Genomic DNA, 10,723 nt, shown 5'->3' on the forward strand with positions numbered 1-10,723 from the left:
GTGGGCTACCGCTGCCGAGGGTTTACCTTGCTGGAAATGATGGTCGTGATTGTCGTGGTCGGCATATTGCTGGGCATGGTGAGCCTTGCCGGTGGGGGTAATCTCGCGCGTCAGGTCAAGCAGGAAGCCGAGGCGATGGTGCAGGTGATTCATCAACTGCGTGAGCGTGCGGTGTTCGAAGGCCAGGAATATGGCCTGCGCCTGAGTGCCGATGGCTACCGGGTGATGCATCTGGGTGTTCGTGGATGGGAGCCGGTGAAGGAACTGACCGACTGGCCTCTGAACGTGCGAGTACGTTTGCAGCAGGACGGCTATGGGGCAGGGCTGGGCGCCGACGAAGGCCCCCCGCAGTTGCTGTTGCTCAGCAACGATGAAACCAGTGCCTTCACGCTGGCATTCGAGTCCGGCAACAGGACCTGGCTGAGCCTGTCCGGCGATGGCATCGGCGAGGTGGCGATCGATGACTAGCCGGTCATCCTTGTCGTCCATGGGTGGCTTCACGCTGCTGGAGATCATGGTGGCCCTGGCGGTCTTCGCGACACTGGCGGCAGCCGTGCTGTCGGCCAGTCAATACGCGGTGAAGCAGTGCGGCGCTGTTGAGGAGCGACTGTTTGCGGCGTGGCTGGCGGACAACCGGTTGAACGAGCTACGCCTGCAATCCGGCTTGGCGGCCGGCCAGCAACAACAGATCGTGTCCATGGATCAGCGCGATTGGGTGCTGCAACAGCACATCAGCGCCACCGGCGATCCGCGTTTGCTCCAGGTCGACATTCAGGTCAGCCCGGCGAACAGTGCGCACGCCTTGCATCGTGCCAGTGGCTGGATACTTGCGGTTCATGACTAGGCAGCGTGGGTTCACCTTGCTGGAGCTGGTTATCGCCATGGCCATCTTCGCCGTGCTGGGGCTGGCCAGTTGGGGCTTGTTCGATAGCGTGCTGCGAGTGCAACAGGGCACGGCGGCCCACGAGCGAGAGCTGAGGAGCCTGCAACGAGCGATGGCGGTGATCGAGCGGGATCTGCTGCACGTCACCGCACAGCCGGTGGTGCTCGCAGCGCCGCTTTTGCAGTTCCAGCGCAGTCACTGGCGCAATCCTCTGGACCAGCCGCGCAGTGAGCGCCAGATGCTGACCTATCGACTCGACGGCGGCGTGCTGTGGCGCGAAAGCCAGGGCGAAGGTACGGAGTTGGTGCAGCGGCAAAAACTGCTCGAAGGCGTTCGTGAGTTGCGCTGGCGTCTGTTCGACAGCCAGTCCGGCTGGGTCGCTCATTGGGTGGCCGGGCAGGAGGCGAAGGCGCTCATGGCGCTGGAGGTGCAAGTCTCTGTCGGGCGCTTCGAATCGATTCGTCGGGTGTTGCCGATGCCGGGTGCATTGCCGTGAACGGGCGCCAACGCGGCATTGCGTTGATCAGTGTATTGCTGGTCATGAGCCTGGCACTGCTGATCATTGGTGGCGTGTTGCGCAGCCATCACCTTTCGCTGCAAAGCAGTGGGCAACAGTTGCAGCAAATACAGCTGCGGCAACTCGCATTGGGCGGGGAAACCTGGGCGTTGTTGCTGTTGCGCGACGCGTTGCAGGACGCAAAAAAACCCGTCGAGCGGATTCAAGGCTGGACGGCCATGGCACCGGGTTTCGAGGTTGAAGATGCGCAGATCCGAATCGATATCGATGACCTCGCCGGACGCTTCAATCTCAATGGGTTGTTACGCCAGGGGCAGGTGGATCAGGTCACCCTCAACCGTTGGGCGCGCCTGCTCGAGTTGCTCGAACTGCCTCCTCTGCAACTGAGCCAGGTCGGGCCGCTGGGGGAACTGAGCCGACTGCGCTTGCTGCCTGGCATTGACGCTCGCCTGCTGCAGCGGCTGGAACCCTGGGTGGCGCTGCTGCCCGCCGACACCGCCTTGAACATCAACACCGCACCGGCGCTGCTGTTGAGAACACTCGGCGAGGTGGACGCCGCGACCGCCGATGCGCTGGCGCATCAGGCGGCAACAATGCCCTGGGCGAGCGTCCAGGCGTTTACCCAGGACCCGTTGCTCTCCGGGCAGGGCCTGAGCAGTCACGGGCTTGGCACCCAAAGCCGCTGGTATCGGATAAGGGTGCAGGTGACCCGGGACGGGCGCGAACTGCACTTGGCCACGGATGTCGGACACGACCCCAAGACTCGACAACTGACGGTGCTGCAACGACGTTTTCTTCCCATGAGTAGCCACGAGAGACCGCGATGAACACTTGGCTTTACCTGACCGCCGAGGGGCAAGACGCACCATCGGGCCTCTGGCCCTGCGTCCTGTGGTCGCCAACCCTTCGACGCCTGCCGATGCCGCTGAATCAGGCGGCCTCCGCATTGCAGGGGCAGGTAGTTGATGTGCTGTTGCCCATGGAAATGTGCAGTTGGGTTCGCAGCGAGCCATGGCCGTCGCGACGCAGGCCCGAAGCCCAGGCCATGGCCTACGCCGTGGAAGATCAACTGAGTGACGCGCTGGAAGTTGTGCATCTGAGCGTTGGCGCTCGTGATCGTGACGGCTGCTACCCGGTCATGGTCATTGACCGCGAACGGTTGGCCGCCGTACTCGACTTGCTGCGCGAGGCGGGTATTGAGGTGCGCGGGGTGTTCGTCGATGCCGATCTGTTGTCCGGTGATCAGCCGTGCGGCGCATGGTGGTTCGGTCGCTGGTTGTTGGGTGCAGGCCTGTCGGCGCGCCTGGCGTTGTCGCAAGACGACCTGGCACTGCTCACGCCGTTATTGCCCAAGGACATGCAATGGCTGGACGAGCGTGAGGCCCCTGCCGTCATCGACCAATGCCTGGCCCACCGCCCAACCCAGGCCATCAACCTGCTGCAGGGGGCGTTCGCCCCACGGGGCAAGCGTCTGCCCTGGCGTGCCGGCGGGTGGGCGCTGTTGATGCTGGCACTGTTGACCTGGGGTGCCAGCGAAACGCGGATCCGCTTCCTCGACAGCGAAGCCCGGCGCCTGGCCACCCAGAATGAACAGCGATTCAAGGCGCTTTACCCGGAGCAAAGCCGCATCGTCGATATGTCAGCGCAACTCAAGGCCCTGCAAAGCCAGCCTGTGGATTCGCAAAACACCCGCATTGCCGGGCTGGTCCGGTTGATTGAGCAGGTGATTGGCGCCAGCCCGGTCGAGGTCCAGCGCATCGAGTTTCGAGCAGGCGAAGGCTGGAAAATCCAGCTGACCGCCAGCGGCTTTACCGAGCTGGAACAATTGCGTGAACGCGGGCGACAACAGGGCATGCCCGTCCGGCTCGACAGCGCGAATAAAGCCGCTGACCGGGTGCACGCCACCCTCACCGTGGAGGACGAGGCATGAAGCAGGCATGGCGACGCATTTCCGAGCGCGAACAACGGCTGTTGCAGGTGCTGGGGGCTTTTTTGTTGGCTGTCGTGGCTTTCAGCCTGATCTGGCAACCGACCCGGCAGCGGCTGGAAACAGCCGAGCGACAATACCAACAGCAGGCGGGGCTGGCCGCACAACTGCAACAGGCGTTGCCGCGCAGCCATGTCCCCGTCGACAGCGAAAAACCGCTTTCACTGCGCATCAGCGAAAGCGCTGCGGCGGCGGGGCTGGAGATCCGTCAGATGGAGAGTGACAGTGATCTGCTGCGCGTGACCCTCAATGGCAATGCGCAGCCCTTGATGCAGTGGCTCGATGGGATCGAGCGCGATGGAGTCGCGCTGCAAACCCTGACGCTGGAGAAGCGTGACGATGCCCTGGAGGCGCGGGTGGTGCTCAGGTAGTTGCACTACCGTTCAATGAAAAACACCCGGTTTATGCTGGGCGTTTTTCATTGTGCAGATTTTCAGTGTCCAATGAGCTGTTCGGCGTAGCGTGCGATCACGTGATCGAAAGCTTTTTGCTCAAGGATACTGTTAGAGCGAATAGCAGCAACGAGGCGGACCAGGTCTTCCTCACTGGCCTGTGTGATGAACTCGTCATCGAATAAACCACGGATTGTGCTCTGTCGGCGATTGTTGAGGTAGGCAATATCGAGTGCCAGTACTTCAATCATTTTCGTTGCCGGCAGATCGTCTCGTTCGGTTGCTTGAATTTCGCCGGTCTGCAGATAACGGAAACGGTGCTCGCAATGCTCATCCATCGGTGAGATATGCTGCGCTTCGTCAAACCAGTTGCCTTTGCGATGACCGCAGTGCAATGGATTGCCAGGTGTTGTCTCTCGCAGGCAGGAGGCGTGGAGGTTATGGTACTCCAATGCCAACTCCTCATAGTGTTCTTGAGGCCTGAAGTGTTCGATATGACTGCTGGCAGTATCTATCTCTCTACCGCAGTAGCAACAGAAGAAGCCTTGTTCTTGCAGCAAACTGTTGTGCAAATCACGCTTTTGCGGATTTTGCAGTGTTGGATAAGTAGGACTCCACTCTTCGTTTGCCGAGCTTTTCCATCTTGTAAATGAAGCGGGTTCAATTCCTTTGAGCACTCGTTTCATTTACCGAGGATCTCCTTGCGCCTGATCAGCGCCTCTGCTCCAGCGAATTCCGGAAGATCAGGGGCTCTCAACTTCAGTGCCTTGAGTTGCGCCTTGGCTTTCTTCAGGTCGTTGTCTTCCAGTGTTGAAAACAGTTCCGAGAGCATTTTTTCAATTTCGGGTTCGCGTTGGGTAACCCCCATCACTTCCTCCAGCACGCTGCTGGAGTCCAGGCCGTAGGTGACCCGTGGGTGGGATGGATCGCCGTTGTGCAGAATGATGACTTCTTCGGGCTTGAGGCTACCGATGATTTGAGGGGAGTGGCTGGCGGCGATGAATTGGACTTTCGGGAAAACTTGTTTCAGCGCAGGCACGATGTTGCGTTGCCAGGCTGGGTGAAGATGGATGTCCAGTTCGTCGATGATGACTACGCCTGAAGTGTTTTTCAGGACGTCCTTGCCCATGTGAGGGTTGAGGATGCACATGCGACGTGCGATGTCTGCGAAGAGGGCGACCATGCCTCGCTGGCCGTCACTAAGGTTGTTGAAGGGAATGGTTATGCCTCCTTCAACATCTATCAATAGGCTTTGAAGCCTGAGGTCGTAACGAAGGTTTTTTGCATTCGGCAGAGCTATCCCGATTGCTTGATTAACCAGCGTCAGTTCGTCATCGAATGTCGGTATTGCCGTTTTTGAATCCAGCAAACTTTGCATGCGTTCGAGCGTCTTGCCGATCAGCCAACTTTCGAAGTCTTTTAAGTCGGTAACTGCATCAAACCAATTCGTGTATCCGTCCAAGCGGGAGATTTTTTGCTGTGCCGCAAACTCGGCCGAAATATTTGCGCCTTTCCATTGACGATTAGATCGATAGAAAGCGAGAACGGGTAGCTCGACACTTTCTCCGAGGTCGAACTTTGCGAGCTCTTTATCTGTTGCAAGCATTAACTCAAGATCTACCAAAGGAGGGAGATGCTCACTCGCTTGAGTGGTTTCCCATTTATTGACTCCTAAAATATCTCCCTGAGCTGCAAGCAGAAGCGGGAACTTTCTTTCGAAGCGGCTACGGCTTTCAAATTTGTTGATGACAAAGCGCACGTCGTTCAGGTCTAAGCCGATGGGCTGTAGTTTTATCGAATTCGCATATTCAATGAACGAAACGGCCGCAGCCTGCAACAAAGAAGTCTTCCCGCTCCCATTAACCCCCACCACCAGATTGAAACCCGGCTGAAAGTCGAAAGTAGCATCTTCGTAACAACGAAAATTTTGAATGTGGAGACGGTCCAGGCGCATTCTGGCTTCCCTTTACCAAGACTGACGAATGCCGTCAGTGTACCTTGGCTCGCGATTACCGCTAGGGTGCAGTTGTGGCTAAACCTTCGCTGTACCCGGCAACAACGGCAACTTCGCCAGCTTCAACGCGACCAGCAGCGCAATCACCAGCAGCGTGCCGATGAACAACCCGATGCCGTTCCAACCGCCCAGGTGCCAGAACGCGCCACCCGCCGTACCGGCGATGCTCCCCCCTGCGTAGTAGCTGAACAGGTACAAGGACGATGCTTGCCCCTTGGCCCTGGTGGCGCGGCGGCCGATCCAGCTGCTGGCCACCGAGTGGGCGCCAAAGAAGCCGAAGGTAAAGATCAGCATGCCGATGATCACCAGCGGCAATGGCGTGAACATCGTCAGGGCGAGACCACCGATCATCAGCGCGATGGTGCTCCAGAGCACTTTGCGGCGACCGAGTCTGTCGGCTAGCGAGCCGATTTTCGCTGAGCTGTAGATGCCCGACAGGTACACCACCGACAGCAACCCGACAAAGGCCTGTTCCATGTGGTACGGCGCGGCCAGCAGGCGATAGCCGATGTAGTTGAACAGCGTGACGAACGCGCCCATCAACACAAAGGCTTCAAGAAACAGCAGCGGCAGGCCGGCGTCGCGAAAGTGCATGGTGAAACCGTCGAGCAGGCTGCGCGGGTGCAGCGAGCGGGCGTGGAAGTTGCGCGATTCCGGGAGGATTTTCCAGAACACCGCCGCGGCAATCAGGGCCAGGCCACCGATCACCAGCATCGCCGTGTGCCAGCTGACGAAGTCGATCAATACCCCGGTGATTAAGCGCCCGCTCATCCCGCCAATCGCGTTGCCACCGATGTACAACCCCATGGCGAGGCCGATGTGCTGTGGGTGGATCTCTTCGCTCAAGTAAGTCATCGCAACCGCGGCCAGACCGCTCAACGACAATCCAATCAGCGCACGCATCAGCAGCACACCGTGCCAGCTCGGCATCATCGCACTGGCCATGGTGCACAGCGCAGCGGCGAACAGTGCGGCCACCATCACCGGTTTGCGCCCGACCCGATCGGAAATCGGGCCGGTGATCAGCAGGCCGATAGCAAGCATGCCGGTAGCGATAGACAGGATCAGGCTGCTCTGCGCTGCGTTGATGGAGTACTCGTGGGACAGCAGCGGCATCATCGGCTGCACGCAATAGAGCAGGGCGAAAGTCGCGAAGCCGCCGCAGAACAACGCCAGCACCGTGCGCATGAACGCCGGGGTGCCTTTTTCGATGTAGATCTCCGCCAGCTCAGCGGCGATAGCGTCCGGTGCTGCGGGAGGAACTTCATGGGCGAGTGGGGCGACAGCAGTTTTCACGTTGGACCTCGGAGGGCGCAGCCGGTCAGGCAATGAAAAAAGCATATAGCTGGCTAATGATTCAATCCAATATATTGTTCGACCTGTTTGATAGCTTTTACGACCTAATGGGGTTTCCATGGAATTGCGTCATCTGCGCTACTTCATCGCCGTCGCCGAAGAACTGCACTTCGGCCGCGCCGCACAGGTGCTGGGCATCTCGCAACCGCCGTTGAGCCAGCAGATTCAGGCGCTGGAACAGGAAGTCGGCGCGCGGTTGTTCGAGCGTACCAATCGTCGGGTCGAGCTGAGCGAAGCCGGTCGGCTGTTTCTGCAAGAGGCGCGGCTGGTGCTGGCGCAGGTCGACAAAGCGGCGGATGTCGCACGACGAGCGCAATTGGGCGAGCTGGGTGAACTGAAAATCGGCTTCACCTCGTCGGCCCCCTTCAACTCGACCATTCCCCAGGCGATTTTCTCTTTCCGCCAGCGCTTCCCGGCGGTGCACTTGAACCTGCGGGAAATGAGCAGCACCCAGGTGGCCGATGCGCTGGTGGACGAGTCGATTGAAGTCGGCATCATGCGCCCGCTCGGGCTGCCGGACTGCCTCAGCGTGGTCGAGTTGATGCGCGAGCCGCTGGTCGCGGTGCTGAGCTCCAAGCACCCGTTGGTAGAGGGCAGCGAGGAGGGCTTGTTCCTGTCAGCCCTGGCGCTTGAGCCCTTTGTGTTTTTTCCGCGCAGCTATGGCAGTGGCCTGTATGCGCAGTTGCTCAGCCTGGCGCGGGATGCCGGTTTCACTCCGCATTTTGCACAAGAGGCTGGCGAGGCGATGACCATCATCGGGTTGGTGGCTGCGGGTCTTGGCGTCTCGGTGATGCCGGCGTCTTATCAGCGGATGCGTATTGACGGCGTGGTCTATCGACCGTTGCTCGATCCGGCGGCGGTGTCGGCGGTGTGGTTGGTGCAGCGTAAGGACCAGAAGTCGGCGATGGCGCGGGCGTTTGTGGAGTTGTTGACCAGGAAGGTCGAGTCCAAAGCGTAAGGATATCGTGATGATGCTCTATTAACTTGCAAGTGTTGGGCCGTCACCGAAGGTGCCCAGTGTGAGTTGGTCATTTTTTTTGCGAGGTGAATTTTTTATAAATATTTAATTGGTGAATTACATAGGTAGTAAATATAAAGAAGTAAAGTGCAGAAATGCCTAAGTGGTTTGGAGTGAGCCAGTAATTAATTGATTTAATAAGCAGTGCTGATGAAGCTGTAGTTGAAAATAATGCCAAGGTGATTGAGGCGATATTGGTTGCCTTTTGATAGTGTAGTTGTTTGTAAAACGGGTTTTGGGCGGCGGATAATAGTAATAGTATGGCGAGCAAGCCGGCCATGGAGACTAATGGGATTGCTACTGTGTCTTGCGTGGTAGGATAAATGCCGTTTGTGTAATTTAAAATAATGATGTAACAACTCGCAGTTGAAAAAATCGGTAGTGTTGTGAGGTACAGTGTTCGGAGGCTCATATTGATCATAATTATAGTGTCCGGGTTAAAATGAAAAAGGCAGTCAAATATTAATTGGCTGCCTAAGTGTGGTTGGAATTGTTGAATTTGGTGCCCTCTGCCAACTAAATGTATTTTGTGTTCGCCTGAAATGTCTATTTCAAAGCCCGTTCCTGGTAGTGCTCTGCCGGCAGTGGTTAAATGCTCTAATGCAGGAGGTCTGTCACTCTCGTTGAAATCGTATCTGTCATGGTAGGCTTTTATTACACCAATGAATCGCCAGGAATCATCGTGACTTCGTATAAAGTCTCCTGTCATGCTCAAAGTAATTCTGCCCAGATAAGCCCAAGTCGCAAGGTTGTCGTTAATTGTGTCGTATCCAATACGCGGATCGACAAGATTATATACTCCAGGTGATTTTGTGTGTTAAATCGCCTGTCTTAATAATGGTAGTTTGTGCTCTAAAATATTAAGTCCGATGGTGTTGATATCGACTTCAAGCTTTGGCCCCTTGCCCCATAGATAGTGCCCAAGTGCCTTGACAGGACTGAACGTGCCTCCAGAAAGTTTTGGAGTTTCCAGTTTGTATGAAGTACTGTCTGCATGCCCGGAGCTGGCGACTGCAATAATAGCTTCTCTTGAACTGAAACCGCTTTTTTGTAGAGCGTCAGCCAAGCTAAAATTCACGATTTTGTTTTTGAAAAGGTCATCGTTGATTCTCCAGTGTGGATCTACCCATCCACGATCGCTTTCCACGATATGCCAAATGTCTTTTATTGCACCATATGCATCGTTTTTGTTCAAAGCTTTATCAAGAATTTTCAAGTTGAAAGTAAATTCGTCAAGTCCCGTTTGACGCTTTATCATGTCGATGAGGTAGAATTTTTTATCTTCCGTAACCACCTCGGGTTGTGGTGGAGGAAGAACGTAAGTGCCATCAATGATGATGCCGTCCGTAGACCAGTATCCACCTGATGATCCTCTCCAAGTTCCAATAATGTCTGTGGCGGGCAAGTTGATTCCATTCTGAGCCATTACCTACATCCTTGTTCGGTATTAATTTATGGGTTTCTGAGTTCTTTGTTTGGACTCCTCGGCAATTAAGCATGAGCAAGAAAAGTGCTCAATAGGGTAAATATACGTTCGGAAGAGTATTACAAGGATTGCGGAATGATCCGATGATTCGGGTTTTCTTGGTTCTGATTAATGCAGCTACGACCTTGGTAGAATAATCAGAGAAATATTCACCTCGCCATATGCAGCGTTGTTGCTCATCTTTTGCCGGTTATTCATCTGCTGAAACTCGCCGCGAACGTAACTGAGCCTGCTCGCAAAAAGCGTCTGCAAGAACACTAAAAAACCAGCATTCTGGAATGAGGATGTATCATCCCCTTCGGAATGCTTCATCACCTGCTGTAGGACATTTCCGAAATCCCTCGCAACGGCTACAGCGCCTTGCGACGTTGCCTGCAACTACTCCAGAATCCGCCGGCTTGTGCGCTTTGAGGGCCATCGCTAACTTGATTCGTGTCACTGATTGTCAGTGATCGGGTTTAGTAGCCCGTGTTTTCGCTAAGTGCATTTGCGCTCCTGATAGGCAGGTATGTCTGTACCTGCCCTTGACGGTAGCTGTGCGCAGGGCGCCTTCGGGCGCGCCGGTTTGGCGAAGACCCGGTCTACTAACCTGCGTACAGCTGCCACCCTTTTGATTCGTAGCGACTCGGTGTCGGCTCCACTTTTCTGGGCGCTGAATCATGACCAAAAAAGCAAAAAAATCGCCGGACACTCCACGCGAACCCAGCAATATCTTCTTGATCGCCCCCGATATCGACAACCACACTCTGCTGGAATACGCCTGTGTGTCGCTGGCATCAGCCAATGTCATGGCGAGCGATTTCGCGAGGAGTTTGAACGGGTCGCAGAGCAACACCCTGCTGGGCATTCAGCAGTCGATCATGTTGGGGGAGTTGGCGGTGAATCGGGTGCTGGATAACCTCGATCCACCTTAGTAAATCAGAGCGCCAACACAACTAAAGCCGGACAGTCACAGAAGGAAAGCTGAACTGTGTTCCTGTGGTGAGGGGGGCTTGCCCCCGTTCGGCTGCGTAGCAGTCGTAAAGTCGGCTTACGGGAGCTACCTGACGGATCGGATGCACTGGTTTTGG

At 56.2% G+C, this 10,723-nt stretch carries 11 protein-coding genes and 1 pseudogene; 8 read left to right on the top strand and 4 right to left on the bottom strand.

Features of this window, described 5'->3' with window-relative positions; genetic code table 11:
- The 6 genes from gspH to gspM are packed head-to-tail and all read left to right on the top strand — an operon-like array spanning position 1 to position 3,758.
- Positions 1-468, top strand: a complete 468-nt coding sequence (gene gspH, locus VC35_RS10050) for a type II secretion system minor pseudopilin GspH (RefSeq protein ID WP_080925289.1) — start codon at positions 1-3, stop codon at positions 466-468.
- Positions 461-844 (top strand): type II secretion system minor pseudopilin GspI, encoded by a 384-nt coding sequence (gspI, locus tag VC35_RS10055; protein ID WP_046039666.1) that lies wholly within the window; start codon positions 461-463, stop codon positions 842-844. Before gspH ends, gspI begins: the two co-directional genes overlap by 8 nt.
- Positions 837-1,379, top strand: a complete 543-nt coding sequence (locus VC35_RS10060) for a type II secretion system protein GspJ (protein WP_046039667.1) — start codon at positions 837-839, stop codon at positions 1,377-1,379. The genes gspI and VC35_RS10060 overlap by 8 nt, the downstream gene beginning before the upstream one ends.
- Positions 1,376-2,227, top strand: a complete 852-nt coding sequence (locus tag VC35_RS10065; protein WP_046039668.1) for a type II secretion system protein GspK — start codon at positions 1,376-1,378, stop codon at positions 2,225-2,227. Before VC35_RS10060 ends, VC35_RS10065 begins: the two co-directional genes overlap by 4 nt.
- Positions 2,224-3,330 carry a type II secretion system protein GspL gene (gene gspL, locus VC35_RS10070; RefSeq protein WP_046039669.1) on the top strand — a complete coding sequence of 369 codons (1,107 nt, stop codon included), beginning with the start codon at positions 2,224-2,226 and terminating at the stop codon, positions 3,328-3,330. The genes VC35_RS10065 and gspL overlap by 4 nt, the downstream gene beginning before the upstream one ends.
- Entirely contained in the window at positions 3,327-3,758 is a 432-nt protein-coding gene (gspM, locus tag VC35_RS10075) for a type II secretion system protein GspM (RefSeq protein WP_046039670.1), read from the top strand. Before gspL ends, gspM begins: the two co-directional genes overlap by 4 nt.
- A gap of 62 nt (positions 3,759-3,820) precedes the next feature.
- On the opposite strand, the gene VC35_RS10080 is transcribed toward gspM, so the two are convergent.
- From VC35_RS10080 to VC35_RS10090, 3 genes are all read right to left on the bottom strand, one after another.
- Positions 3,821-4,465 carry a retron system putative HNH endonuclease gene (locus VC35_RS10080; protein ID WP_046039671.1) on the bottom strand — a complete coding sequence of 215 codons (645 nt, stop codon included), beginning with the start codon at positions 4,463-4,465 and terminating at the stop codon, positions 3,821-3,823.
- Positions 4,462-5,733: an AAA family ATPase gene (locus VC35_RS10085; protein ID WP_046039672.1), complete on the bottom strand. Its 1,272-nt coding sequence runs from the start codon at positions 5,731-5,733 to the stop codon at positions 4,462-4,464. The genes VC35_RS10080 and VC35_RS10085 overlap by 4 nt, the downstream gene beginning before the upstream one ends.
- 78 nt (positions 5,734-5,811) lie before the next feature.
- A complete protein-coding gene (locus VC35_RS10090; protein WP_046039674.1) occupies positions 5,812-7,089 on the bottom strand; it encodes an MFS transporter in 1,278 nt (425 codons plus the stop codon).
- 118 nt (positions 7,090-7,207) lie between these two features.
- On the opposite strand from VC35_RS10090, the gene VC35_RS10095 reads away from it, so the two are divergent.
- Positions 7,208-8,107: a LysR family transcriptional regulator gene (locus VC35_RS10095; protein WP_046039676.1), complete on the top strand. Its 900-nt coding sequence runs from the start codon at positions 7,208-7,210 to the stop codon at positions 8,105-8,107.
- A 70-nt stretch (positions 8,108-8,177) separates the two neighbouring features.
- Here VC35_RS10095 and VC35_RS29960 read toward each other — a convergent pair.
- A pseudogene (locus tag VC35_RS29960) lies at positions 8,178-9,593 on the bottom strand (lipid II-degrading bacteriocin).
- A gap of 719 nt (positions 9,594-10,312) precedes the next feature.
- Here VC35_RS29960 and VC35_RS10110 point away from each other — a divergent pair.
- On the top strand, positions 10,313-10,567 hold the full coding sequence (locus VC35_RS10110) for a DUF6124 family protein (RefSeq protein ID WP_046039679.1): 255 nt from the start codon (positions 10,313-10,315) through the stop codon (positions 10,565-10,567).
- Positions 10,568-10,723: the final 156 nt, after the last annotated feature.

Origin of the sequence: Pseudomonas fluorescens, from assembly GCF_000967965.1 — a bacterium.
Lineage (GTDB): Bacteria > Pseudomonadota > Gammaproteobacteria > Pseudomonadales > Pseudomonadaceae > Aquipseudomonas > Aquipseudomonas grandcourensis.

Coding starts and splice junctions, on each gene's coding strand:
- gspI (WP_046039666.1), top strand. CDS start 461: ATGACTAGCCGGTCATCCTTGTCGTCCATGGGTGGCTTCACGCTGCTG.
- VC35_RS10060 (WP_046039667.1), top strand. CDS start 837: ATGACTAGGCAGCGTGGGTTCACCTTGCTGGAGCTGGTTATCGCCATG.
- gspL (WP_046039669.1), top strand. CDS start 2,224: ATGAACACTTGGCTTTACCTGACCGCCGAGGGGCAAGACGCACCATCG.
- gspM (WP_046039670.1), top strand. CDS start 3,327: ATGAAGCAGGCATGGCGACGCATTTCCGAGCGCGAACAACGGCTGTTG.
- VC35_RS10080 (WP_046039671.1), bottom strand. CDS start 4,465: ATGAAACGAGTGCTCAAAGGAATTGAACCCGCTTCATTTACAAGATGG.
- VC35_RS10085 (WP_046039672.1), bottom strand. CDS start 5,733: ATGCGCCTGGACCGTCTCCACATTCAAAATTTTCGTTGTTACGAAGAT.
- VC35_RS10095 (WP_046039676.1), top strand. CDS start 7,208: ATGGAATTGCGTCATCTGCGCTACTTCATCGCCGTCGCCGAAGAACTG.
- VC35_RS10110 (WP_046039679.1), top strand. CDS start 10,313: ATGACCAAAAAAGCAAAAAAATCGCCGGACACTCCACGCGAACCCAGC.